Origin of the sequence: Methylotenera sp. (genome assembly GCF_030653755.1) — a bacterium.
Classification (GTDB): Bacteria; Pseudomonadota; Gammaproteobacteria; order Burkholderiales; family Methylophilaceae; genus Methylotenera.
In genome coordinates this window covers 96,968-122,476 of the sequence record NZ_JAURYU010000011.1, presented here as the reverse complement: position 1 = coordinate 122,476, position 25,509 = coordinate 96,968, and the positions used below count along the sequence as shown (strand labels likewise).

21 protein-coding genes are annotated in these 25,509 nt (G+C 41.2%); 13 read left to right on the top strand and 8 right to left on the bottom strand.

Annotated features, from left to right (window positions below; genetic code table 11):
* Window positions 1-21 precede the first annotated feature (21 nt).
* The gene (locus Q7U33_RS02260; protein WP_304857964.1) at window positions 22-960 is read left to right on the top strand and encodes a glycosyltransferase family 2 protein; all 939 of its coding nucleotides are present in this window, start codon (window positions 22-24) and stop codon (window positions 958-960) included.
* Here Q7U33_RS02260 and Q7U33_RS02255 read toward each other — a convergent pair whose 3' ends face one another.
* The 6 genes from Q7U33_RS02255 to Q7U33_RS02230 all read right to left on the bottom strand — a co-directional run bounded on the left by Q7U33_RS02255 (window position 961) and on the right by Q7U33_RS02230 (window position 8,264).
* The gene (locus Q7U33_RS02255; protein WP_304857963.1) at window positions 961-2,253 is read right to left on the bottom strand and encodes a glycoside hydrolase family 99-like domain-containing protein; all 1,293 of its coding nucleotides are present in this window, start codon (window positions 2,251-2,253) and stop codon (window positions 961-963) included.
* A gap of 190 nt (window positions 2,254-2,443) precedes the next feature.
* Entirely contained in the window at window positions 2,444-4,540 is a 2,097-nt protein-coding gene (locus Q7U33_RS02250) for a hypothetical protein (RefSeq protein ID WP_304857962.1), read from the bottom strand.
* A 35-nt stretch (window positions 4,541-4,575) separates the two neighbouring features.
* The gene (locus Q7U33_RS02245) at window positions 4,576-5,487 is read right to left on the bottom strand and encodes a glycosyltransferase family 2 protein (protein WP_304857961.1); all 912 of its coding nucleotides are present in this window, start codon (window positions 5,485-5,487) and stop codon (window positions 4,576-4,578) included.
* Complete coding sequence (locus Q7U33_RS02240; RefSeq protein WP_304857960.1) at window positions 5,478-6,746, bottom strand: ABC transporter ATP-binding protein; 1,269 nt, start codon at window positions 6,744-6,746, stop codon at window positions 5,478-5,480. Before Q7U33_RS02240 ends, Q7U33_RS02245 begins: the two co-directional genes overlap by 10 nt.
* Window positions 6,743-7,426: an adenylyl-sulfate kinase gene (gene cysC / locus Q7U33_RS02235; protein WP_304857959.1), complete on the bottom strand. Its 684-nt coding sequence runs from the start codon at window positions 7,424-7,426 to the stop codon at window positions 6,743-6,745. Before cysC ends, Q7U33_RS02240 begins: the two co-directional genes overlap by 4 nt.
* Window positions 7,416-8,264 (bottom strand): ABC transporter permease, encoded by an 849-nt coding sequence (locus tag Q7U33_RS02230; protein WP_304857958.1) that lies wholly within the window; start codon window positions 8,262-8,264, stop codon window positions 7,416-7,418. Before Q7U33_RS02230 ends, cysC begins: the two co-directional genes overlap by 11 nt.
* 242 nt (window positions 8,265-8,506) lie before the next feature.
* On the opposite strand from Q7U33_RS02230, the gene Q7U33_RS02225 reads away from it, so the two are divergent.
* Complete coding sequence (locus Q7U33_RS02225; RefSeq protein WP_304857957.1) at window positions 8,507-10,309, top strand: GGDEF domain-containing protein; 1,803 nt, start codon at window positions 8,507-8,509, stop codon at window positions 10,307-10,309.
* Between the two features lie 134 nt (window positions 10,310-10,443).
* Window positions 10,444-13,653 (top strand): methyl-accepting chemotaxis protein, encoded by a 3,210-nt coding sequence (locus tag Q7U33_RS02220; protein WP_304857956.1) that lies wholly within the window; start codon window positions 10,444-10,446, stop codon window positions 13,651-13,653.
* Between the two features lie 136 nt (window positions 13,654-13,789).
* On the opposite strand, the gene Q7U33_RS02215 is transcribed toward Q7U33_RS02220, so the two are convergent.
* Window positions 13,790-15,820: a site-specific recombinase gene (locus tag Q7U33_RS02215; protein ID WP_304857955.1), complete on the bottom strand. Its 2,031-nt coding sequence runs from the start codon at window positions 15,818-15,820 to the stop codon at window positions 13,790-13,792.
* Between the two features lie 227 nt (window positions 15,821-16,047).
* Window positions 16,048-16,860 (bottom strand): inositol monophosphatase family protein, encoded by an 813-nt coding sequence (locus tag Q7U33_RS02210; protein ID WP_304857954.1) that lies wholly within the window; start codon window positions 16,858-16,860, stop codon window positions 16,048-16,050.
* A gap of 122 nt (window positions 16,861-16,982) precedes the next feature.
* Between Q7U33_RS02210 and Q7U33_RS02205 the strand changes: the two genes are divergently transcribed.
* The 10 genes from Q7U33_RS02205 to hscB all read left to right on the top strand — a co-directional run bounded on the left by Q7U33_RS02205 (window position 16,983) and on the right by hscB (window position 25,415).
* Window positions 16,983-17,726, top strand: coding sequence for an RNA methyltransferase (locus tag Q7U33_RS02205; RefSeq protein ID WP_304857953.1), 744 nt, complete (start codon window positions 16,983-16,985; stop codon window positions 17,724-17,726).
* Between the two features lie 121 nt (window positions 17,727-17,847).
* Window positions 17,848-18,432: a type II secretion system protein gene (locus Q7U33_RS02200; protein ID WP_304857952.1), complete on the top strand. Its 585-nt coding sequence runs from the start codon at window positions 17,848-17,850 to the stop codon at window positions 18,430-18,432.
* Window positions 18,433-18,565: 133 nt separating this feature from the next.
* On the top strand, window positions 18,566-19,618 hold the full coding sequence (locus tag Q7U33_RS02195; RefSeq protein ID WP_304857951.1) for a serine protease: 1,053 nt from the start codon (window positions 18,566-18,568) through the stop codon (window positions 19,616-19,618).
* A 166-nt stretch (window positions 19,619-19,784) separates the two neighbouring features.
* A complete protein-coding gene (gene cysE, locus Q7U33_RS02190) occupies window positions 19,785-20,534 on the top strand; it encodes a serine O-acetyltransferase (RefSeq protein WP_304857950.1) in 750 nt (249 codons plus the stop codon).
* A gap of 146 nt (window positions 20,535-20,680) precedes the next feature.
* The gene (locus tag Q7U33_RS02185; RefSeq protein WP_304857949.1) at window positions 20,681-21,208 is read left to right on the top strand and encodes a Fe-S cluster assembly transcription factor; all 528 of its coding nucleotides are present in this window, start codon (window positions 20,681-20,683) and stop codon (window positions 21,206-21,208) included.
* 20 nt (window positions 21,209-21,228) lie between these two features.
* Window positions 21,229-22,374 carry a cysteine desulfurase family protein gene (locus Q7U33_RS02180; protein ID WP_304857948.1) on the top strand — a complete coding sequence of 382 codons (1,146 nt, stop codon included), beginning with the start codon at window positions 21,229-21,231 and terminating at the stop codon, window positions 22,372-22,374.
* A 57-nt stretch (window positions 22,375-22,431) separates the two neighbouring features.
* Window positions 22,432-23,685: an IscS subfamily cysteine desulfurase gene (locus tag Q7U33_RS02175; protein WP_304857947.1), complete on the top strand. Its 1,254-nt coding sequence runs from the start codon at window positions 22,432-22,434 to the stop codon at window positions 23,683-23,685.
* Between the two features lie 366 nt (window positions 23,686-24,051).
* Entirely contained in the window at window positions 24,052-24,447 is a 396-nt protein-coding gene (iscU, locus tag Q7U33_RS02170) for a Fe-S cluster assembly scaffold IscU (protein ID WP_304857946.1), read from the top strand.
* Between the two features lie 101 nt (window positions 24,448-24,548).
* Complete coding sequence (iscA, locus tag Q7U33_RS02165) at window positions 24,549-24,872, top strand: iron-sulfur cluster assembly protein IscA (protein ID WP_304857945.1); 324 nt, start codon at window positions 24,549-24,551, stop codon at window positions 24,870-24,872.
* Between the two features lie 12 nt (window positions 24,873-24,884).
* A complete protein-coding gene (gene hscB, locus Q7U33_RS02160) occupies window positions 24,885-25,415 on the top strand; it encodes a Fe-S protein assembly co-chaperone HscB (protein WP_304857944.1) in 531 nt (176 codons plus the stop codon).
* The last annotated feature ends 94 nt before the right edge of the window (window positions 25,416-25,509 follow it).

Here is a 25,509-nt window from a genome sequence, read left to right as displayed (position 1 = left end):
CGCATATGAATCAAAGAAATAATGAATCATCAAAAAAATATACCTCACATCTGCATACTCATGTCTACCTACAATGGTGAAAAGTTTCTAGCTGAACAGCTACAATCGATTGCAGATCAAACACATCAAAACTGGCGCTTGGTGATTAGCGATGATGGTTCAAGCGACAATACCTTAGCCATTGTCAAACAATTCCAAGAAAAGTGGGGAAGTGATCGCCTAGAAATATGCCAAGGTCCGCAACAGGGGTTTTGCCAAAACTTTTTATCCATGGCATGTGATGCAACAATACGCGCAGACTTATACGCTTTCTCAGACCAAGACGATGTTTGGCTTGCTGATAAACTTGAAAGAGCTGTTACCTTTTTCAGTGAGAATAATGAATCACAAGTCCCCACAGCTTATGGTAGCCGCACCCAAATAGTAAATGAAGCACTAAAGCCGCTTGGATTTTCACCTGAATTCACATTACCAAGATCATTTCGTAACGCACTTGTGCAAAGCATTGCCGGAGGCAATACTCAGGTGTTTAATCAACCAGCAAAAGAACTCTTAGAGCGTGCAGGTATGCAACAAGTTGTGTCGCACGACTGGTGGTTATACCTAATTGTAAAAGGTGCTGGTGGCATTTTTTATTACGACCCAAAACCGTCATTACTGTACCGTCAGCATACAAATGCACTTATTGGTGCAAACTCATCTTTTGGAGCCAGAGTTGAACGAATTTTTTATGTAGTTAATGGGCGCTTCAAAAATTGGAATAATATTAATTACACTGCACTTTGCAATGTTCGCCAATTATTAACCAAAGACACCCAAGATATTTTAGAAATATTTGGTCGGTTTCGTGGAGCACGTTTTAAAGATAGAGTTCGCCTATTAGAAGTATGTGGCCTTTATCGTCAAACTTGGCAGGGGACCTTATCTCTATGGCTGGCAACAATCATTAATAAAATTTAATCAATTAAGCCTACCAATTTTTGATCGAATTTTGCGAGCTAAACTGACTATTGGAAACAATCCTTTATATAAATAAGGTCGCTTATGAATAGCACGTTTCATATCAGAAAATATTAAATTTGAATGATAATGGAACACCGTAACTAGGTCTTTTAAAAACGTCCGATGAGCTAAACTCTCTTCATGAGGCAAGCCAATTTGTGTGAATGTTGTAAATCTTCGCATTCCTTTTTTTGCATTTAGAGTTGCTTCTAAAAATCCATGACCAAACCAACGATCAGGTTCAAGATGGCAGCCCTCAGCCCATTCATTCCAAGCATTGATAAAGACCAACTGTTCACCATTTTGTTTTTGTTTCGCCAGATCTATAGTTGAAGACAACCAGTACTCATAATTATCGGGATGCCCATTCAATACTACTAACGCACGTTCTTTCGTTCTAGCTGTATTGTCCCAAGATGGAAAAACTGTTTTGAATACTCTCTGATTAGTACAGTTGCGATTCATATAGAATTCAGCAACTTGAGCATATTGATATATGCCACCTTTGTGAGCTTCATAAAAATTCATTTGATTACTACAGTTTTCAACTTTTATGTTGTGAGGTGGAAATTCAACACCACTGTCAAATCCATACTGAGCATAATCTTCGTTACCATGTGTCAATGCTGCGCAAATGTGAAGCTCACCCAATCCAACATATCTACAGTAGTCTCGCCAAACAGTGAGGGTCTTTTTTGCATCAGGTAAATGTTGAGGGAAGTAAACAATAATATATAAGCAACTATCAACCCGAATGTAACGTTTGTCTTCAAAAAAAGGAATCAGAGATTTGATGAAATTCAAATCATCATCGGGCAAATATTTTTGCGCTATCAATACTTCTTGCTCAGCGCCGTCCCAACGTCTAGTCCAATTTTCGTTTGCCCAGCATAAGCAAAATGGCATATCAGAATGGCTATCAAGGAGCATATCATCTAGTGGTAAATTTAAGATGCGTGTACCTGAAAACCAATAATAATGATAACAAAACCCATCTATTCCATATTGTTTAGCTAAATTTATTTGATCCTGTCTCGTTTCTCGCAAACGCAAATCATAAAAGCCCAAGTCACTTGGTAGATGTGGTTGGTAATGTCCTTCAAATAACGGTTTTGCTTTTGTGACATTCGTCCATTCAGTAAACCCTTTTCCCCACCATAAATCATTTTGAGGTACTGGATGATATTGAGTTAAATAAAAAGCTATCAACCGAGGTGAAGTGATATTTACATTCTTATTTGATACAGTCATTGTATTTTCTTAATAAACTTCTAATTTTCTAAAGAGTTGAAGTAGGTTTCTAACTCCTAAGCGATTTTTTGAATAGGTCACTTCAGGAAAAATAAAATAGATGCTAAAACCATACTCGCCCAGATGAAACACTCTGGAAAATGGCTTACCTGATACTTAAGGTTATTAGCTCACCTCCTCAAACGCAACGCTAATCTGCACCGCTTATAGCGTTTTTTATATACCGCAAAGGTTTTGTAATCAACCAGCTAGTTGAGCTATAAAGCAACTCTAATGACTGACTTAATCTATCAACATCAGCCTCACGTTCTGCTAATGACTGACTTAGTCTAGCAACATCAGCTTCATGCTCTGCTAATGACTGCTTAAACTCATCAACTAAAACTAATATTGTTCTTAACCGACCAAGCTCCTCAGACCACTTAGCTATATTGGTTTGAAGCTCTAGATCAGTTAGCGATGTCTTGCTATATACCACATCAAGAAGAATTGCATATACTTCACGAACAATTTGGGGGCACATGTCATCAATCAGCAAAGCATTCAAGTCATAGCATGTATGCCGTAAGTTTTTGTCGATAAATTCATATTGATACTCTTCTAATTGTTCTGGATCAATCTCAAACTTTAAACCTTGAGCAATGCGCTTAATTTCCAACTCTGGTGACTGCATCAAACAGTCATAATCGACAAGTACTCTATTGGCACCATTTGTACCTGAAAGACTTGTTATGACATGGCCCAGCCAAAGAAGATAACTATAAGTAGCACTTAAGCCATCGCGCCTAGCTAGTGAATTTACTACACTTAATGGATGGCGAATAGCAAGTACATAACTTATATTAAATTGACAGTGTGCAAACACTCTTTGCCAGAAAGGTAGCAGTCTTGCCATGCGTGGATCTTTGAAGCCGAAAACGGAAGCATTCTCTAATTTTCTATGCAACAATCCAACGGCCCCAATGAAGTAGCCCTTGTTATAGAGGACATCAACATCATTCAAATTAATGGGAGCTAAGCCGTCCCAATCGCTCCCAATCGCCAGCAGCATTTGATGATTAAATGCATTAAGTTCTGCATCTTCCCAGAATCCTTTTTCATTGTTATGGTCTAGTGCTGGTATCAAATTTGTGCCTAGATCTACTCCCATCACCTTTAAACCTCGAGTAATGGTGCTAGTGCCAGAGCGATGAGCGCCTAAAACAACTACTAACCGTTTTGCGCGATTGATTAGTAAATGGGTAGTTCGATCTTTTCGAACAAAACCACTGTGAATTTCTGCAATATTGAGCCAGTCATTAAGCATTGGTCTCAAGACTACTGAACTAGTTAGGCTTTGAGCCCGTTCCAGTGCCTTATTCTTTTCCTGAGACCACTGGCTTTCTTCCCAATTAAGTGTTTCTTTGATTAGTCTAACCGCATCATCTTCACTCTCGTACATTACACCCGCACCAGCAAGATGTAATTGAGCGCCTTCGCTTGCTCGATTAATTACATAGCATCCAGCACCCAATGCCTCTGAGACGGAAATTGGCATGGAGTACTCTTCGCTTGGCTTAACTGTGTAAAGGTAAATACCTGCCTTTTGAATAAGTTTTGAAACCTCTTCATATGAAATATCAATGAACAGTTCTACAGGCTCACCAAGTTTTTTATTATATTCCAGAAGCTCGTCAGGGCAGGTGAGCTCAATCGTGGTGCCCGCAGCAAGTACAAATCGATGATCGGGACATCTGGCAGCTACTCGTATAAAGAAATCAAGTTCTTTAACTGTTCTTGCTGGTGCCACTCGAACAACAAGCTTTGGGTCTTTTACATTATCTGAGTGATATAACACAGGGTCATAACACGCATCTATAGGTAAAACTTTTGTATATTTAATGGGGAGTTTATTTTCATATCTGCTATACATATACACCCCCTGCACCACAGGATCAGACTGCAACTCATCATTAACTTTTTGAGAGAAATCATATGGATGATGACCTCGAACAGTCAAAGGTAAGCCTGCCTGTGCAACGACATCTCGAAAGCGTTTCACCATATGCGTCCAATGCGTATGTACAAGATGTGGCTTCACAGACTCTATAGCCTTTTCAAAAGTACCATTGTGTACAGGAATATCAGTAGCATATGGTATTAAGGGTTGCTTTGAAGACCAAACCTCAACGTGTACTCCAAAACGACGCATAGCTTCTATTTCTGTATGGATATAAGTCTGTGTTAAGTGAGGAAATGACTCCACCGCATAAAGTACACGAAGATCTAGCCCAGGCAAATCACACATTCAATTTCTCCAACAAAAAAATATTAATAAACAATCTATTTAAACCATGATGAAAGTAATCGACGAGCCCAATTACCGCTCGATCTACTTCTGCAAGCCTGAGTTTCATATACTGTCTGATTCGAAATTTGCTTAGATGCGGTAATTTTGTCACCAAACAAACTCTTATGACGCACCCATGGGTCCGATTTATCCCAGTCACCAGATATTGTTACTTGTTTTAGTCTACTTTTCTCTGGAAAATAAAGATTATCAGCAGTAAAGTTGACCCTGTCTTTTGACCACCCACGCTCTTTTACCGCGTTTAATGAAAATACTCTTGTACCATACTTGGCAATTGCATGCTCCCTACTTAGGCAGATGTAATGCCGCATAATGAAGCTTGTAGGGAATAAGTTGAGCCCTGGAAAACTAACACAATGACCTGCAGAATTTACAATATCAACTGGCTCTGGCATTTTTTTCCAAGCATTAAGGCGCCTTAACGGGTATGGCTCGAAAAAATAATAATATTGCATTTGTGCAACGTAGTCTTTGTTCTCATATGCTTCTGTATTACTCGTTGGCATAAACACAAATTCATCAAAATTAATTGCATTAAACCCTTGCTTATCTGCTTCTTCAATTCCTTCTAGTAGTGTGTTATACGGTTTAGGAGCTTCTCGAATTTCGTCAGCATCGTAATGAATGAACCAATCAGCATCAATTTCTCTTGTGAGCATTTCTTTTAACTTTAAAATCCTAGGGAGGTCAAAGCAGCCTTCATAAGGTAAGTTAACTATTCGACTCACACCTCGACCAATATAAGATTGAGCGATAGCTAAAGAACTGTCGGTTGAGTCATTATCAATAATGCAGGTTTCAATTCCTTGGTGGTATAAATGATTTAAGCAACGCTCAAGAAATAATGCTTCATTTCTTATTGCCAGCAACGCAACTACACGCATAAAAGGGACTCCTGCTGTTGAATCTTTATGCCCAAATCAACCATACCTCTCAAACCGCCAGCATTGTCGTTAATCACTTCAAATGATAATAGCGCTGCCTGCTTATCTATAACGTAGAAATTCTGGTCAATTAAACCATCCTCTAACCGAACTGATACAAAATATCTATTTGCAGAGAAATTCGCAGATAATTCGCAATGAACTCGATAGTTATGAATCTCATTAATTGGCTCATTTTTATTAATTAAATACTGTTGCCCACCAATCGGTATTTTCTTTACACTTTCTACCAATACAGTAATTGATGGGCATTTGACTGTGTCGAAGAATTCTACTTCTATCCAAAAAGACAACGCCTGACCTTTAGTTACTTGGCAGAGTCTTCCTCCAGTAGTAAATTGTGCATCGACGACTCTTCCCTCACTTGTCCCATAAGCAAAGCCATTATTTAAAGAAGGTTTTTTTTTGATTTGTTGTTTAGATTCATTTAAACTTGATTGGCTATCCCGTAAGTCCATGATGTAAATATTAGTCACATCTTCAGCAGATCCAGATGCATGTACGCTACCATTTTTAAGATAGATGACTTGACTACAGAACATCTTAAGTAAGTTCAAATCATGCGATACAAACAGCAATGTAGTTCCAGAGTTGGTCAAATCATTTAATCGTTCCATACATTTAAATTGAAATGCTGCATCACCAACGGCGAGAGCTTCATCTACAATTAAAATGTCAGGTTGAACATTAACAGATACAGAAAAAGCAAGACGAACAACCATACCGCTTGAGTAGGTTTTAACTGGTTGATCAATAAAGTCGCCTATATCCGCAAACTGCTCTATATCAGAGAATCGTTGAGCTAGCTCTTTACTACTAAGCCCAAGAATTGCAGCATACATATAAACATTTTCGCGCCCAGTAAATTCTGGATTAAAACCACTTCCAAGTTCTAATAATGCAGCAATTCTACCGTTTACTTCCACACTTCCATTGGTAGGATTAAGTGTGCCTGCAATCATCTGTAACAAAGTTGACTTACCACTGCCATTAAGCCCAATAATCCCAATAGTTTCACCTTTTTTCACTTCAAATGAAACGTCTTTAAGCGCCCAAAACTCACGGCAATATTGCTTATTAGGTTTACCTATTATCTTCCTGATTCTAGGCATAACAAAATGCTTGAGCCTATCACGTGGGTTTTCGTAAATTTGGTAACACTTGCAAAGATTTTGAACGCTAATTGCTACATCTGTCATGGCTGCATTCCATTATCTTGTAGCTGCATTTCGACTTCAAAATCCTGTATTAAGCGAGTTTTGTCTAGGATGCCTATGCTGATTATTTTACTAACAACTTCTTGCACACACACATCCAATGACACCGCTCCTGTATTTAAAACCAACTCCGCGTTCTCTGGTTTTTCATAGGGAGATGAGATTCCTGTAAATTCGGCAATTTCTCCAGCACGGGCTTTTTTATACAAGCCTTTCACATCGCGTGTTTCACAAATTTCAATTGGTGTGTCACAACAAACCTCAACAAAGTCATTCTGATAAACCATACCACGCACACGGTTGCGGTCTGCACGATATGGTGAGATAAAGGCGGTTAAAACAATGACCCCCGCCTCCATAAAGAGCTTGGCAACTTCACCAATGCGCCGTATGTTTTCTTGGTGGCCTTTATCTGAAAAACCTAAGTCACCACAAAGCCCGTGTCGCACGTTATCTCCATCTAATACAAAAGTTCGGCGCCCTTGCTGATGTAGGGACTCCTCAACTGCATGTGCAAGTGTAGATTTACCCGAACCTGATAAGCCAGTAAACCAGATAATTGCACCACGATGACCATTTTGCTCTTCACGACGCACACGGGTAACAGTGGCGTTATGCCAAACCACATTGGTTGAAACTTGATCATTTAGATTAGAGGACATCCGCAAACCCTTTTCTGGTTTTTTGGAATAAAGCATAACCAGCCCAAGCAACTACGATAGCGGCAACGGTATAAATACCCAACCCTATCAAATTTGGCAAATGTCCCCATATCAGCACTTCGCGCGCTTGCTCGATAATAAAGGTAAGTGGGTTAGCCATGATGAAAGGACGAAATCTCTCTGGTACTGCAGTCACGGAGTAAAACACTGGAGCTAAAAACATCATAACCGTAGTGGCCATACCAATGACTTGACCAATATCACGCAGAAAGACGCCCAACGCTGCCAACATCCACGCAAAGCCAAGGGTAAGAATAATAAATGGCAATAATACTAATGGTATAAAAACTAATGTCCAGTGCAAAAATCCATTCAATATAACAAATGCCATGATTAATACGCATAGACTGACTATGCTATGAAACAGTGCAGCGGACATAGTGATAACGGGCAAAATTTCAAGCGGGAACACTACTTTTTTAACGTAGTTAACATTTGAAAGAATTAAACGAGGCGCTCCATTAACTATATCGGCAAATAACCCATGTACTATCAAACCTACAAAAAGTGTGATGGCAAATAACGGCTTACTTTCCTCACCAACACCTAAACGCGCCCTGAACACTACAGAGAACACAAAGGTATATATCACCAGCATAAACACTGGATTAAAGAACGACCAAGCCAAGCCCATAACCGAGCCTTTATAGCGACCAACCACTTCACGCTTAGTCATTTGTATAATAAGCTGACGATTACGCCACAGGCTTTTAGCTAAAGCCACAAGCGATGTTGGTTGGGCGGCATGCGGATTAGTTGTTGTAGATACAAGGCTCATGCAGACTCTTTAAAATGACTAAGGTTTAGTTTACTAGTCTTTATAACAAGACCATAGGAACTAGTACCCAAACGATTATTTTAACCTAATCACAATAAACCTTAAAAAAATCACAGACCAATAATCACAATTTCTTTTCGTAGACTCCGTTAGCAACCAACTAACATTCATCAAACTGTCACTTTTATGTCACATTAGTCAGTCACCATTCTTACTCAAAATAAGACGAATAAGAGGTCTAAATGAGTATCGTGAATGATGAAAGATGGATGACAGCGTTAGGCGCCACATCTAATGAAACCGCATGCCTACATCTGCATGACATCATTCAAGGTAAGCAACTCACTGCTGTTTTTCAACCAATCCTCGATATGCAACAAAGCAATTTCATTGGCTACGAGGGCTTAATCAGAGGGCCAATTAACAGTGTGCTTCACTCACCCCTAGGCTTGTTTGCAATGGCAAGAAAATGTGACTTAGTGGCAGAGCTGGAATATCTTTCTCGTCGTACTGTGCTTGAATCATTTGCTAGGCTCAAACTCCCAGGAAAAATATTTCTTAATATCAGCCCTGACATCTTATTACAACGGTGTTCAACTTCAGGCGAAACGCTTAAATATATAGAAGCACTGGGCCTACAGCCCAACCAAGTCATTATTGAATTAACAGAAAATGCGCAAACACTTGACTACCAACTCATGCGTGATGCAACCCATCACTATAGAAACATGGGCTTTGAGATTGCCATTGATGACTTAGGTGAAGGCTTTTCTAGCTTGCGTTTATGGTCGGAGATTCGCCCTGATTACGTAAAAATTGATAAACACTTTACACAAAATATTCATTTAGATCCTGTAAAGCTGCAGTTTGTACGCTCTATACAAGAAATAGCGGCTAAAGCTAGCGCGAAAGTCATCGCCGAGGGAATAGAAGCCCATGAACAACTAATGGCGATTAGAGACTTAGGCATCGCCTACAGCCAAGGCTATCACATTGCCAGACCACATGCTGAGCCCTTACATCAGGCCTCATCTGAAATCACTGCCCCACTCGTTAGATTTGAAATCGAGCGTGAGAATCTATTACAAAATAGAGCCACTGTCGAAAAACTACTGAAACACTTTGCACCTGTTAGCCCCACATGCCATAACCAAGATGTGTTTAAAATGTTTGACGAAAACACAGAGCTTTATTCCATCCCAGTAGTGCTAGATGGCAAGCCTGTTGGGCTCATTAGTCGCTCAGTCATGATTAACGATTATGCACGCCCTTATCGTAAGGAACTTTATGGGCAACGCTCATGTGAAATGATGATGGATAAATCAGCACTCATCGTAGACAAAGATACCAGTCTCAAAGACCTCAGCAATTTAATATTACAAAGTAAACCGCACCATCTCTCTGCTGGGTTCATCATTACAGAAAACACCCAATATATCGGCATGGCAAGCGGTCATGACTTGCTTAGACTGATTACCAAAATGCAGATTGATACTGCTCGATATGCCAACCCACTCACTTTATTGCCTGGCAATGTGCCAATTAGTGAGCAAATCGATAGTCTGCTGCAATCTGGCACTCAGTTTGTAGCGTGTTACTGCGACTTGGATCATTTCAAGCCTTTTAATGATGTGTATGGCTATAAAAAAGGCGATGAAGTCATCCAAAAAACAGGTCAACTACTTACTGAAATTTGCGGCCCGTACGACTTTGTTGGACATATTGGTGGTGATGACTTTATCGTACTTTTTCAAAGCAAAAACTGGGAAAGTCGCTGCAATACATTGCTCTCTAATATTGCCCAAACATTTCCATCGTTTTACTCAGCACAAGATCTACGCAATGGCGGCATTACCACGCAAGACCGACAAGGTGAACAACGCTTTCATCCATTCATCAGCCTCTCTATTGGCGCACTCATTGTGGATTCCACCATTTATCAATCGCACCACCAAGTTTCAACTGCTTGTGTTCATGCAAAAAAACAAGCTAAGGCAATTGCAGGCAATTGCCTTTTTATAGAGCGTCGCAACCCTCAAGAGTAAAGGTAGAAACAATAGAACAACAACAAAGTCATAAAAATTAGCAACTTAAATAAAGGGCTAAGCGTTCAACACCCATAATATCTATTCAATATTTTTATCCAGATAATAAAACCACATAATAAAAAAGGGTTGTAATGAAAAAAAATATCACATTAACGCAAAGTGAACGTGAGATTAACGAATCAGTTTCTATCGTTTTAAAAACTAATTTAGAAGGAAAAGTAACTTACATTAACCGCGACTTTACAGAAGTAAGCGGTTTTACTGAGCAGGATTTGATCTTTAAAAAACAGAATCTTATCCATCACCCAGATATGCCATCAGAAGTACTGACAGACATATGGAAGACACTACAAGCAAAGAAACCTTGGATTGGTGTAGAACTAAGGCTCTGTAAAAATGGTGACCATTTTTGGGTTTACTCTTGCGTCACAGCGATACGTGAAAATGGCGTAGTGATTGGTTATATTTCCGTTAGCAAAAAAGCAAGCCAAGAACAGATTGAAAAAGCCCGCGCGCATTACCGCGCAATCAAGCATGAAGAACGCTGGTATACCGCAATATTTAGAAGAATTAAAGAATTTAGCAACCGCATCACAATCAGCAATAAAATTGCATGCATTTTTATCATGGTCGCGTTAACGACTTCAATGCTTGGCTTTAGCGGGATATCGGGCATTAAGGAAAGTAACAATGGGTTAGAAAATGTTTACAAAAACAGAGTCTTGCCATTGCAACAGTTAAAAATCATCAATGACATGTACAGTACTAATATCGTCAGCACTGCTCAAAAACTACAAAGAGGAATCATTGCCTCTAGCGACGCGGCGGCTAATGTTGATGAGGCTTTGCTGGTATTAGATAAGCAGTGGAAAGACTATTTAGCGAGCCCTCATGAAGAAGCGGAGTCGCAATTAGCAAACGATATTCAGCCTTTATTTGAAACAGCCTTAGAGGCTGCTGTTTTGCTGCAAGGGATTATTCGTAGTGATGATATTGAACGGCTCATGACCTTTAATACTTCAGATGTTTACAAAGCGATCGACCCACTGACAGAAAGCCTCAACCAGTTGATTAATCTGCATTACGCTGGTGTTGCCACTGAATATGAAACCACTCAACTTAACTATATTAAACATAAAGATTACGCAATTGCATTTATTGTTGTCGCGCTGATGATATGCGGGCTACTTGGCTTTAACCTTAACCGATCTATCATTCCACGCTTACGTGCTATCGGCAGCAATTTGCGAGAAAGTGCTGAGGAAATGAATAACAAACTCGTGCCTAGATCAGAACACCGCGATGAATTAACCGATGTCGTCGATGCCTATCATGCACTCAAAACGAGGCTTGATTTTGACCACAAAGAAACCCTAAGCAATATACAAAGAATTAAAGCCACGTTAGATCAGGCATCCATCGCCGTCACATTATCGAATAAAGATAATCAGCTCATCTATATGAATAATGCCGCAAAAACACTCTTTGATAAGATGAGTGCAGGCATCAGCAAACATCATCCAGATTTCACATCAGCCACGATGATGGGCGAACGCCTAGACCAATATTTGGAAAGCGAGGCTGATTGCGCGCAATTTAACGGTGAAATTAATACACAAAAGATCATAAATACAACGATGGCAGACCACCATCTACAGTTAGTGATTAATAACGTATATGATGAAACAGACGGTTACGCATTAGGAAGAATGACACAATGGAGCGATCGCACTGCTGAAGTGATTGCTGAAAAAAATGTAGCTGAGCTTATCCAGCAAGCTGTCGCAGGTAATCTCAACAAACGCATCGACACCAACACATTGCCAACGGGTGTTATTAGAGACATCAGTAGCGGCATTAATGAGCTATTAGATGCCATCATCACGCCGCTCACTATGGCTGCAAATTATGTGGATAGTCTATCAAAAGGCATCATTCCAGGCGAAATTACCGATGGCTACCACGGTGACTTTAATATCATTAAAAATAATCTAAATGCCTGTGGCCTTGCCATTAAAGCACTGGTTGCTGATGCAAATTTATTAGCAAACAGTGCAGAAGCTGGTGCGCTAACAACACGTGCCGATAGCGCTAAACATCTTGGTGAATATCGTAAAGTGATTGAAGGTCTTAATGCAACACTAGACGCGATTGTGACGCCGCTTAATATAGCTGCCAGCAATTTAGACTTCATTGCCCGTGGTGAAATTCCAGAAAAAATCACTGCAAACTTCAACGGCGACTTTAATCACATTAAAGACAACCTCAACACATGCATCACTGCGATTAATGCATTGGTGAGTGATGTAAAGATTCTATCAAATGCAGCGCATGACGGTAGAGTTTCAGTGCGTGTTGATGCAAATACGCATTCAGGAGATTTTAGAAAGATAGTAGAAGGTGTTAACGAAACATTAGAAATGATCGTAGGCCCTATCGCCACTGTGAAAGCATCAGTAGAAACTATTAACACTGCCGCCGAAGAAATCACATCTGGTAATAACAACCTCTCCGCGCGAACAGAAAAGCAAGCCGCAAGCTTAGAAGAAACTGCGGCTAGTATGGAAGAGCTGGCCTCTATCGTTAAACAAAATGCAGATAACGCAAAACGCGCCAATCAATTAGCACTCAAAGCTTCAGGGGTTGCCATCAAAGGTGGTGCTGTCGTTTCAGATGCGGTAGTGACCATGACCGCCATTAACCAAAGTGCACGAAAAATTGAAGATATTATCAGCGTGATTGATAGCATTGCGTTCCAGACCAACATTCTCGCGCTCAATGCTGCGGTTGAAGCGGCAAGAGCTGGTGAACAAGGTCGTGGCTTTGCAGTAGTTGCAGGTGAAGTAAGAAGCCTAGCACAACGCTCAGCGAGCGCCGCTAAAGAAATCAAAGACCTGATTAATGACTCTGTAAGCAAAACCTACGAAGGAACAAAACAAGTTGAAAATGCTGGCAAAACCATGGAAGAGGTCGTCTCTTCAGTTAAACAGGTGGCAGACATCATTAGTGAAATAGCCGCCGCATCTACAGAACAAAGCGCAGGGATAAATCAAGTCAACGCAGCCATGACTAGTATGGATGAAGCAACTCAACAAAACGCTTCACTTGTAGAAGAAGCCACCGCAGCTGCACAATCGCTATTAGAACAAGCCAGCGCCTTAGCCGATGCAGTCAGCGTATTTAAGCTAGATGGACAATTGATAGATAGGCAACATTTAACGCATCCTGACAACGTGGTTAAAATGCGCCCGATTCCAAAACCACCCCTTGGCAACACTAAAAAGCTAGGCATTAAAGTAAGCGTGGCTGATTACAGCAATGGGCATTGGGATAGCTTTTAATTAATAAATAGATATGCACTAGTGCAACTGATAAGTTGTACTAGTTCAGTTTAAGGAATGGCAGCTTTAAAACTGCCATTCCCCTACTACCTCTTGTCGCAATTACTTGCCACAAACTCATACTCACCAAGATTTATTAAACTTCGGGTTCAGTCTCATTAACTAACGCCTCTGGCATTAAATCTCTTGGTGGAAATATAAACTCAGCAGGATGCTGATTGAGTCGACTGCCTAAATTACGTAACAGTAAGCGCCAACCATTAAAGCGTACTTTTCTGGACTTCATTGCCACATAAAGCGCCAAGCCAAAACTCACCATCAAATTACCTAACCCAATTAACGCAAGCCCTAACGCTGCATAAGCAACCATTTGCCAAGTCAGCATAAACTCCAAACCAAAACTGGCAAAACCCACAAAGGCAGATGAAAATGCAATATGCCGAATATCAATTGGCAGACCAAGCAATAACCCAAAAGCGCCCATACCTCCTAATAAACAACCAAAATAGAAGTTACCTGCAAGCGCCCCTAAATTATGCTCTACGTAATGCGCAACTCGCGCTAAGCGTTCCACACCCAAAAGTCGTTGCAACCACTTAATCGCTTTTAATCGCTGTGGAATCTTGTTATAAACCGCCAAATTATCGTGATAGCCAGCAATCAAGCCCGATAAAAACAAACAAACACCTGCAATAGCTGCATAAAAAAATGCACCACTAGTAAAAGGATGAATCTCGCTTAATAGTTTATGTGCTTTTTCTGGCGTTACAAAATGATGCCCAGACAAATAAAGTACTGCCCAAGATAGCAGCATCGCTACTGGAATCGCTACCACTACATTACCAAAAATTGCTACGGCTTGGCTGCGCATGGTATTCGTCACTGTGGTCACTAAATTATGCATATCTTTGGTTTTACCATCCGATGCATTATCAATCGTGGCAGCAATCGCCGCAGCCGTCATCGCTGGCTGCTTAGTCGCTACCGTAAAATGCAATATATGGATCAACATAAAACCGATACCGTAATTCAAACTAAAGAAAATAGCCTCAGCTAGCGGCGCAAAATGTTGTTTAGCCAACACAATTTTAAACATAGCCATGAGCGCAATGATTACGCCTGCCCCCATCGCTGAGCGCATCAGCGCAAAGTACTCACTGCGATTCTCCGTAATGTAATGCTCACCAGCACGGCTTGCGTTTTCAGTCACACGCACCGCCATTACTTCCATGCTCTCCTGCCAATACTCATGCAGGTCATTCTTATGACATTCGCTGTAAACCAAGTCTTTAAACAACTTCACAATCACTGCATCAGCCGATTGGCCATGCTGAAAGCAATGCAAAATACTGAGCAGCTCTTCTAATCGCTCAATCTGCCTTAGTATCCGCTGCAACAACTGCGTTAGATGAATACTAGTCCCAGTGAGAGCGCTATTCCTTCTAACTTTTGCAACAATCGCCTTACACTGATCGAGCATCACTAAAATATGCTTAATATCAGTATGCGCATTGTCTACATCCTGCGCGCCCATGAATTCGGCCAATTCAGCTTGCTGCATAATAAATGGTGAACTATGTTGCTCTAGCTCAGGATAATTGCGCAATAACTCTGGCTCTAATCCAAGTGCAGCGGTTCGATATGAAAGCACTTGTGACGCCGCGAACAAATTTTGCTGACAAGATAAAATCAACTCTTTGTCTGCCAAATCAAACCGCATCACTTTAATCAACTGCGACCATACATCATCTGGCACAGTATTCACCCATAACTCATCAGTCGTCTTTGTGAAGAAAATTGCAAACAAATCAACGAGATAATCACCATCTATCGCTTCTGGCAGAATTTTATGGGCGATTCTTCTGCGCATCTCGGCAAAAAAACCAGTAAATACTGAGTGTCGTGCAATTAAAAAAAGTGAGAGCGGGTTATAAGCGCTTAATAACAATAAAATGGCACTTCTAAGCTGACGCGCTCTTTCAGCATCTGTACTCAGTAAGTAACAAAGTGCCTGTATTGATTTAATCGCAGAATCTGTTTGCTCAGGCTTTGCTGGGCGAACCTGAGCTACCAAGTCTGCAATTAACCTCGGCGCATCATCATGATGCGCATACTGCTCAAACACCTGCTCCATCAAGTTAGTATGGCTATTCACTTTATTATTCATATTGAAATTCCATTTTAAAACAAGGCAACTCTGCCCGATTGCAAAGCTACTGATGAGGTTATCTTAAGATTTACGCTTGTACTGGGATAACTAAATATACAAGGGTAACTAATTTTATATTGATACAGCAGTATTGTTGAATCAATATAAGAACGTGAATTTACAATAAAAACGCCTACCAAAAATGGCAGGCGTATTGAAAACATCAAATAAAAGCGTTTAATAAATTAAGCGTTTTTAGGTGTTTTAAGTGAATCTGTTAAATGAGGATTCAATGTCTGTAACATTTGTGCAAACACTTTTGGGTTAGCTGCCACAATGTTGCCCGTTTCTATCCAGCTCTCGTTACCCTCAAAGTCTCCAACGATGCCACCAGCCTCTTGCACAATGAGGCCACCCGCAGCAATATCCCAAGCTGATAAGTTAATTTCAAAGAAACCATCCACCCAACCTACAGCAACATAAGCTAAATCCAACGCAGCAGATCCTGGACGACGGATGCCTGTCGTTTTCTTAATCATGTCTTTTAACATACCCAAGTAAGTATCTAAGTGAGTAAAGTCACGGAATGGAAAACCAGTCGCAATTAGTGAATCCTGCAATTTACTCCGGTTAGTCACACGAATACGCTTATCATTTAAAAATGCACCGCGACCTTTGGTTGCGGTAAACAAATCATTATGAACTGGATCGTAAATTACCGCCTGAGTAAGCACTCCCTTTTGCTGCAAAGCAATAGAAATGCAGTATTGCGGGAAACCATGTAAAAAATTGGTCGTACCATCTAATGGGTCAATAATCCAAATATTATCGGCTTCATGGTTATCATGACCACTTTCCTCGCCCCAAAAACCATGGTCAGGATACGCATCTTTTAATACATCAATAATCGCCTGCTCGGCTGATCTGTCCACTTCACTAACAAAATCATTATAGTTTTTAGTTTGAACACTGATAGAACCTACATCTTGCGAGGCTCGGTTAATGATACGTCCCGCTTCACGAGCGGCTTTTACTGCGATAGATAGCATTGGATGCATGACTAGATTTTCTAAAAGAGCTGATAAAATGCTATTTTAGCTTTTATCGACCTTAATACCAAATTCTTATATCAAATTAAGGTTCGCTAAGTGAATAATTTTTAACAAATTAGGCCAGCCAAGTGGATAAACAAAATATTTTCAATCACATTCGTGTCGTTTTATGCCAAACCAGTCATCCTGGCAACATTGGCTCTACGGCTCGCGCCATGAAAACCATGGGCTTAAACCATTTATATTTGGTGAATCCATTACATTTCCCAGATCCGCAGGCAACTTCACTTGCCACTGGCGCTGCTGACCTACTAGAAACTGCAACAGTTTGCACTAGCCTGCAAGAGGCCCTCACCGGCTGTGTATTAGCCATCGGCATGAGCGCACGTAAAAGACAAATTTCACATGAACTAGTGAACGTGCGTGAAGCCGCAGAGCGTGCAGTCTCTATCGCACAAAATCAACCTATTGCCCTTGTATTTGGCACAGAAATGAGTGGACTTTCAAACGCAGAGCTAGATTGCTGCCAACTACTCGCGATGATTCCGGCAAACCCAGAATACTCTTCACTCAACCTTGCAGCAGCAGTACAAGTCATGACATATGAAATCCGCATGGCTATATTAGATGGCAAACTGGAGGTACCAACAAACCAACCAGAACTCGCCACCAACGAAGCACTCGAAGGCTTTTATGCACATTTAGAAGACACCCTGATTAAAATCGGCTATCTCAACCCAACCGCCCCCAAAAAACTCAGTGAGCGCATACGTCGCATTTATGCTCGCGCCAAATTAGAAAAAGAAGAGGTCAATCTATTGAGAGGGATCTTAACTTTATCAATCACACCAAAAAAACATGATAAGTATTAAAGCACTCACTTACTAGAATAAAAAGGTATATATTTACATATCATAACAATAGTCTCCAGCCATTAAATCGTTGAAGTATTTGAAAAGTAAAATATGTGCCTTTCAGTTCGTCATTGGGAAAATGTATAAAAAATCTAATCACAATTTAAATAAGGTCACACAAAATATTATTAGCCCTGCTGACTATATACAACGAGGCTTCACGCTCATCGAATTAGTTGTGGTAATTGTCATATTAGGGATACTCGCCTCTACAGCATTACCTAAGTTCATCAATCTAGGTAGAGAGGCAAGAGTTGCCGCCATACAAAGTCTGGCAGGGTCAGTACGAAGCTCAATGCACCTTGTAGAAGGTCAAGTGATGATAAAAGGGATGGGCTCAGCTGGTCAGCAACCCAACATCACTTGGATCCAGCTGGCGGATGGCACCAATGTTAGAGTTTGGAGTGGCTATCCGGACCGCTGGTGCGATGGCATAGGCGTATTGCAACAAGGTTTTATCGTCCCAACCGCTGGATGCTATCTAAGTAATGCTGCCATTGAAAATAACGGTCTGACTTTTTACGGGTTTGGCAACTCCACCATTCCTACTGGCGATGCTGGCTGGAGAATAGAATCCGCAAGCACACCTAACCAATGTGCAGTCCAATATCGTTACAACGGCAGTGGTACGCCTGTTGTTACAGCACACACCAGTGGTTGCTGAAAAAACAAACTCACTCCACCGCTTAATTAACACTAACCAATTGTTCTATCTATCTTAATAGAACTTTTCCTCATCAATATTTTCTTATCAAAATAGTACTATCAAGCTTTATCCATCTTTTGGAGACTCACTGATGCGCACACTGACACTTGGCCTTGGGCTCATGCTCAGCATTAGTTTTATTTTTACTAACATCACTGCATTCGCAACACCGCCAGATGGTTTGGTATATGCACTCAAATCTAGCGTTGTAAAAATTCGCGTCATACTCCCTAACGGCCACTATGGTGTTGGTTCTGGCGTAGTAGTCGCTGAAGACCAAGTTGTCACTAATTGCCATGTCGTCGCTAATGCACATGCCATTAATGTGATTAAATTTGGTGAAAGTCATCGTGCAACAAGCCTAAAAGCAGACTGGGAGCACGACCTTTGTATTGTCGGCTTTGATGGATTAAACACAACGGTTGCAACGTTAGGTGAAAGTACCAGCTTACAATATGAACAATCCGTTTTCACCATCAGCTTTCCTAACAACTCCCCTAGGCCACTCACCACTTATGGCGCAGTAAAGGCGCTATACCCAATGGATGACAGCGTAATTATCCGCACTACTAATGACTTTAGATTGGGCGCTAGTGGCGGTGCTATGTTTAGTGATGATGGCAAACTAGTAGGCATCATCACCCTCAAAAGCCCTGGGCGAAACGCGTTTTACTACAACATGCCTGTTGAATGGATTAAAAATCTGTTAAAACAACCAGAGATTGCCATTAACACTAAGGGTGAATTACCTTTCTGGGATGCCCCAGAAGAAAAACGCCCTTACTTCATGCGTGTGATTCAACCATATCAAACTAAAAACTGGGAAATGCTCAAAAAACTTGCTACCGAATGGTTACTATTAGAACCAAAAACAAGCGAAGCACTTAATTACTTAGCTATTGCTGAATACAACCTTAAAGAAACTAAAAATGCTCAGCAGCATTTCGGCCAAATTTATGCTCAAAACAAACATCACGCCAATGCTTTATTACATTTGGGAATGATTGCAGCAGAATCTGGCAATAAAGATGAGGCCATCAAAACAGCGACACTTCTTGATCAGTTAGACAAAGACGCAGCAAACCAATTGAACGAGAAACTAGGCATTGCAACAGGCAACGACTGCGAAATAAGTCAATGTTAACTATATTCACCATGCAAGTAAGAATAGTCAGTTAAGCGATGTCGCACATTCATATGTTAATCATGCATTAATGAAAAGTGCGCTGACACCAGAGCCCTAGTAAATTAGTCAACCATTGTTGATTTATGGCATAATTACGCACTATTTAAAACCATTGCCAAACCACATGTTTGACCACATCAAAGAAGATATTTCTATCGTTTTCGAGCGCGACCCTGCTGCTCGCACACACTGGGAAATTTTAACCACCTACCCTGGCGTACATGCACTATTGATGCACCGCCTGAGCCATTGGCTATGGAAGGCTAATTTTTTCTGGCTTGGTCGGTTTTTGTCACACTTGGGTCGCTGGTTCACTGGTATTGAGATTCACCCTGGTGCCACAATAGGACGTCGTGTTTTTATCGATCATGGCATGGGTGTTGTCATCGGTGAAACCGCGATTATTGGCAATGACTGTACCTTGTATCATGGCGTAACGCTTGGCGGCACTTCATGGAACAAAGGCAAACGCCACCCAACATTAGAAGCAGGTGTCGTCATTGGCGCAGGCGCTAAAGTACTCGGCCCCATTACGATTGGTGAAGGCGCAAAAATCGGCTCCAATGCCGTTGTCGTCAAAGATGTGCCAGCCAATGCAACTGCTGTCGGCATTCCTGCACGTATTTTGGAAGAAGAAAAATCAAAAAAACGCGAAGAAACAGCGCAGAAAATTGGATTTGCCGCCTATGCAGTTGGTAATGACGAAAATGACCCCATGATTAAAGCAATACATTCATTGCTAGATCATGCATCCAAACAAGATCAAGCGATTACCGAGCTACAAACTCAGTTAGCACGACTGAATACAGACGAACATAGTGATACAGAAGTGGCCGAGGCTTTTAACATTCCTCCAACAAACAACAAGCCATAACTTAATCCAGCCTTAGAATTAGCATGCAATGATTAAACGATTTAAATTAATTCCGACTGAGTTGAACTGAATTGCATAATAGTTGACTAAATTTGTAAGGAATTATACAATTAGCTCATCAATGATACATACCAATATAAAATATTATGCGATTAACCACTAAAGGTCGGTTTGCTGTCACAGCAATGTTGGACCTAGCGATCAATGAGACAAAAGACGCGCCAGTAACTAAGCCCGTGACGCTCGCTGGCATTAGTGAGCGTCAAGATATATCACTCTCATATCTAGAGCAGTTGTTCAGTCGCTTGCGCAGACAAGGTTTAGTCAAAAGCATTCGTGGCCCAGGCGGTGGCTATAATCTGGCTAAAAATTATGCAGATATTTCAGTGGCTGAGATCATTCATGCAGTCGATGAGCAAATTGATGCAACACAATGCGGTGGCCATGAAAATTGCAGAGATGAAGGTCGTTGCATGACACATGACTTATGGTCTTCGTTAAACACTAAAATTTTAGAATACTTAGCAGGTGTCACGCTAGCAGACATGGTCGCATCACAGCAAAGTGGCCAAAAAGTGTTAATCACCCCGCGCAACTGTAGTGCTACTCATGAAAAAGCTAACACTCACGATAAAAGTGTAGCGACTAATACAGCAACCGCGGTTGCTAACTAAAGTTTGATTAGGTTGAACCCATGTCTAGCATCTATTTAGATCACAACGCGACGACAGCGCTTGACCAGCGTGTGCTAGATAGCATGTTGCCATGGATGCAAAACCAAAGTGGCAACCCAACAAGCCGTCATGTATTCGGCAGGTCAGCACGAGATGCAGTTGAACTCGCTAGGTCGCAAGTAGCTGAAGCATGTGGCGCTTATGCTTCTCAAGTGATTTTCACGGCATCAGGCACTGAGGCGAATAACTTTGCAGTCAAAGGGATTGCAGGTAGTCAAGCAGGTAGTCAGATTTTGTACAGCGCGATTGAGCACCCTTGTGTATCTCGCCCAGCAAAAGCAATGCAACAGGCAGGATGGTTAAGTAGTGAAATTGGTGTGGATGCAAACGGCGTTTTAACTATTGCACAGTTACAGCAGCAGCTTCAAACACCAAGCAGCGTTGTATCGGTAATGCTGGCCAATAATGAAACGGGTGTCATTCAGAACATTGCAGAGATTGCTGAAATCTCACGCAAAGCGGGCGCGTTTATGCATACCGATGCAGTTCAGGGTTTAGGTAAAATACCCGTTAATTTTACTGATTTAAACGTGCATGCGATGACAGTTTCAAGCCATAAAATTCATGGCCCACAAGGCGCAGCGGCACTGATTTTAGATAAACGTGTTGATATACAGCCACTGTTACACGGCGGTGGTCAAGAACGTGGGTTACGTAGCGGCACAGAAAATATTGCGGCTATCGTTGGCTTCGGGCTAGCATGTGAGCTTGCAATAGCAAACTTGACGCACTTTAATAGCCACACACAAATGTTACGTAGTGCATTTGAGCATGGATTAAAATCGCTCAACACCACGGTATTTAGCAGTAATGCAACGCGCTTACCCAATACCAGCTTTTTTGCATTAGACGGCATTGAGGGAGAAACCTTAGTCACAGCATTAGACCGTAAAGGCTTTGCAGTGGCTAGTGGCTCAGCATGCTCGAGTGATAGCACAGAACCTAGCCATGTATTACTGGCGATGGGTGTTGCGCCAGATTTAGCACGTGGTGCGGTACGTGTGAGCTTCGGCGAGCATAACACATTGCAACAGGTAACAGACTTTTTAACAACGCTTAACAATGAAATTTTGAGATTAAAACAGCTCACTAGTATTGCCGCATAAGCAGCCAATATCAGCGCTATTAATATATATAACGTAACAGGTAAGGATAATTAAGAAATGTCAGCATCAATTGAAATGCAAGTATTGAAAGGCTCAGAGCATGACCTTCATCCAATTTATTTGGATTACTCAGCCACTACGCCTGTAGATCCTCGCGTTGCCGCAAAAATGATTCCATACATTACAGAACATTTTGGCAATCCAGCTTCACGTAGCCATCCATATGGTTGGACAGCAGAGAAAGCGGTAGAAAACGCTCGTGAAGAAGTCGCTAAATTAGTCAACGCAGATCCTCGTGAGATTGTCTGGACATCAGGTGCTACAGAATCTAACAACCTTGCTATTAAAGGTGCTGCCAACTTTTACTCAGCTAAAGGCAAGCATATTATTACCGTGACCACTGAGCATAAAGCGGTCATTGATACTGTGCGCGAACTGGAGCGTCAAGGCTTTGAAGCCACTTACCTAGACCCAGAACCAAGCGGTTTGCTGGATTTAGAAAAATTTAAAGCGGCTATTCGCCCTGATACAGTGCTAGCTTCTGTCATGTTAGTAAACAACGAAATTGGTGTGACACAAGACATCACCGCCATTGGTAACATTTGTCGTGAAAATGGCATCATATTCCACGTGGATGCTGCGCAAGCAACTGGCAAAGTACACATTGATTTAGAAAAATTGCCAGTCGATTTAATGAGCTTTAGTGCACATAAAACATACGGTCCTAAAGGTATTGGTGCATTGTACGTGCGTCGTAAACCACGCATCCGTATTGAAGCGCAAATGCACGGTGGCGGTCATGAGCGCGGTATGCGTTCAGGCACCTTAGCGACACACCAAATTGTTGGCATGGGCGAAGCATTCCGTATCGCGCGCGAAGAGATGGATGAAGAAAATATTCGCATCCGTCGCTTACGCGATAAATTACTTAATGGTCTGCAAAACATTGAAGAAGTTTACGTCAATGGCGACCTAGAACAACGTGTACCGCACAACTTAAACATCAGCTTTAACTATGTTGAAGGTGAATCACTGATTATGGCAGTAAAAGGCATTGCAGTATCTAGCGGCTCGGCATGTACATCAGCCAGCCTTGAGCCTAGCTACGTGTTACGTGCACTTGGCCGTAGTGATGAATTAGCACACAGCTCAATCCGTTTTTCAATTGGTCGCTTCACAACAGATGAAGATGTAGATTACACCATCAGTTTAATGAAAGGCAAAATTGATAAATTAAGAGAACTATCACCACTTTGGGAAATGTTTAAAGATGGTGTAGATTTGTCAAAAGTAGAATGGGCAGCACACTAAAGAAACGCTCTTTGCTTACCTGACTTTGTTGTCACCTCATTCGTTTATAAAACTAAACGAATGCACTTACCGCTAGTCATATAAGAAAGAGAAAGTTTTTTTATAAAAGTTTTAAGAAATAATGCAAGCGTTTGAAATAGTAAGCAAAATCAAAGCGATAAGCTGAAGATAGCACTTAAAGTACGGCAAAGCGCAGTCAACGCCGAGTTTGCGATGTATTTCAAACACACAAAGTAGTTAAATTATTAAATGAATTAAAAAGCGAAGCAAAATCAAGACGGCAAGCCGCAGACAGTGCGAATGGTACGGCAAGGCTAGCCAACGCAGAGTTTGCAATGCATTTTAACTCATCACAGGAGAACCAAAATGGCATATTCAGACAAGGTATTAGATCACTACGAGAACCCGCGTAATGTTGGTTCATTAGATAAAAATGATCCTCAGGTAGGCACTGGCATGGTGGGTGCACCCGCTTGTGGCGACGTGATGAAACTGATGATTAAAGTGAATGACAACGGCATTATTGAAGATGCAAAGTTTAAAACTTATGGTTGCGGCTCTGCAATTGCTTCTAGCTCATTAGTGACAGAGTGGCTAAAAGGTAGAACCATTGAAGAGGCTTATGCCATTAAGAATTCTGAAATCGCAGAAGAGCTTGCATTGCCGCCAGTAAAAATTCACTGCTCAGTGCTAGCCGAAGATGCAATTAAAGCTGCCGTAGCCGACATTAAAGCTAAGCAAGCGGCAAAAGTAGCAGCTTAAGTACGACTACTGCATGGCAAATGCACTAAAAAAACACGTTGAAAAAACCAACGTGGCTTTGTGGTATAAAATAGAGGTCTAAAAGGATTAAATAAAGAACCATGGCAATTACACTCTCAGAAACAGCGGCAAGCCGCGTTGAAAAATTTCTTGCGAATCGCGGTAAAGGCGTAGGTTTACGCCTGGGCGTTAAAACCACTGGTTGCTCAGGCATGGCTTACACACTTGAGTTCGTAGATGATATGCAGCCAGAAGATATTGCGTTTGAGAGCCATGGCGTTAAAGTCATTGTTGATCCAAAAAGCTTGGTTTACATTGACGGCACTGAGTTAGATTTTACTAAAGAAGGCTTGAACGAAGGCTTTAAATTTAACAACCCTAATGTTAAAGATGAATGTGGCTGTGGTGAGAGCTTTACTGTTTAAACATAGATGCACATGCAGAGCACCCCAATTAACTACTTTAAACTATTTGCGATTGCAGAACAGTTTGAGCTTGATGTAGCTTCGCTAGAAAGCAATTTCCGCAAAACTCAATCGGCAAATCACCCTGATCGGTTTGTCAGTGCGCCAGCATCAGAGAAACTCGTAGCCATGCAATTGGCCACCTTAGCTAATGAAGCTTACAGCGTGTTAAAGAGCCCTGCCAAACGTGCTAAATACATGCTGGAACAGCATGGCATAGACGCTATTGCAGATACAAACACTGCAATGCCAGCCGAGTTTTTGATGCAGCAAATGGAATGGCGCGAACGTATTGAAGATGCAAAAATGGCACGTAGCATCACTGAGTTAGATGAGATTGCAAGCGAGTTAAAATTAGAAACCAACTCATTAATCAATAAACTACATGAGTTACTGGACATTAAGAAAGATCTAGCTTCGGCAACAGCGGTGACTCGTAAACTTATTTTCATCGATAAAGTTTGCGCAGACATTGACCAAGTCATCGAACAGCTAGATGACTAGAACAGCTAGATGATTAAAAGTTAGCGAATAAAAGCTATATCATTAGCATAGCAATCACATCAATGTAGCAAATAATAGATAAGCAACAAGTAAA

Excerpts from the sequence above, each read along its gene's own strand:
- Q7U33_RS02175 (WP_304857947.1), top strand. The coding sequence starts at position 22,432 with ATGTCAGCATCAATTGAAATGCAAGTATTGAAAGGCTCAGAGCATGAC.
- Q7U33_RS02255 (WP_304857963.1), bottom strand. The coding sequence starts at position 2,253 with ATGACTGTATCAAATAAGAATGTAAATATCACTTCACCTCGGTTGATA.
- cysC (WP_304857959.1), bottom strand. The coding sequence starts at position 7,426 with ATGTCCTCTAATCTAAATGATCAAGTTTCAACCAATGTGGTTTGGCAT.
- hscB (WP_304857944.1), top strand. The coding sequence starts at position 24,885 with ATGCAGAGCACCCCAATTAACTACTTTAAACTATTTGCGATTGCAGAA.
- Q7U33_RS02185 (WP_304857949.1), top strand. The coding sequence starts at position 20,681 with ATGCGATTAACCACTAAAGGTCGGTTTGCTGTCACAGCAATGTTGGAC.
- Q7U33_RS02260 (WP_304857964.1), top strand. The coding sequence starts at position 22 with ATGAATCATCAAAAAAATATACCTCACATCTGCATACTCATGTCTACC.
- Q7U33_RS02250 (WP_304857962.1), bottom strand. The coding sequence starts at position 4,540 with ATGTGTGATTTGCCTGGGCTAGATCTTCGTGTACTTTATGCGGTGGAG.
- Q7U33_RS02230 (WP_304857958.1), bottom strand. The coding sequence starts at position 8,264 with ATGAGCCTTGTATCTACAACAACTAATCCGCATGCCGCCCAACCAACA.
- cysE (WP_304857950.1), top strand. The coding sequence starts at position 19,785 with ATGTTTGACCACATCAAAGAAGATATTTCTATCGTTTTCGAGCGCGAC.
- iscU (WP_304857946.1), top strand. The coding sequence starts at position 24,052 with ATGGCATATTCAGACAAGGTATTAGATCACTACGAGAACCCGCGTAAT.
- Q7U33_RS02200 (WP_304857952.1), top strand. The coding sequence starts at position 17,848 with ATGTATAAAAAATCTAATCACAATTTAAATAAGGTCACACAAAATATT.
- Q7U33_RS02225 (WP_304857957.1), top strand. The coding sequence starts at position 8,507 with ATGAGTATCGTGAATGATGAAAGATGGATGACAGCGTTAGGCGCCACA.
- Q7U33_RS02195 (WP_304857951.1), top strand. The coding sequence starts at position 18,566 with ATGCGCACACTGACACTTGGCCTTGGGCTCATGCTCAGCATTAGTTTT.
- Q7U33_RS02210 (WP_304857954.1), bottom strand. The coding sequence starts at position 16,860 with ATGCATCCAATGCTATCTATCGCAGTAAAAGCCGCTCGTGAAGCGGGA.
- iscA (WP_304857945.1), top strand. The coding sequence starts at position 24,549 with ATGGCAATTACACTCTCAGAAACAGCGGCAAGCCGCGTTGAAAAATTT.
- Q7U33_RS02245 (WP_304857961.1), bottom strand. The coding sequence starts at position 5,487 with ATGCGTGTAGTTGCGTTGCTGGCAATAAGAAATGAAGCATTATTTCTT.
- Q7U33_RS02215 (WP_304857955.1), bottom strand. The coding sequence starts at position 15,820 with ATGAATAATAAAGTGAATAGCCATACTAACTTGATGGAGCAGGTGTTT.
- Q7U33_RS02240 (WP_304857960.1), bottom strand. The coding sequence starts at position 6,746 with ATGACAGATGTAGCAATTAGCGTTCAAAATCTTTGCAAGTGTTACCAA.
- Q7U33_RS02180 (WP_304857948.1), top strand. The coding sequence starts at position 21,229 with ATGTCTAGCATCTATTTAGATCACAACGCGACGACAGCGCTTGACCAG.
- Q7U33_RS02220 (WP_304857956.1), top strand. The coding sequence starts at position 10,444 with ATGAAAAAAAATATCACATTAACGCAAAGTGAACGTGAGATTAACGAA.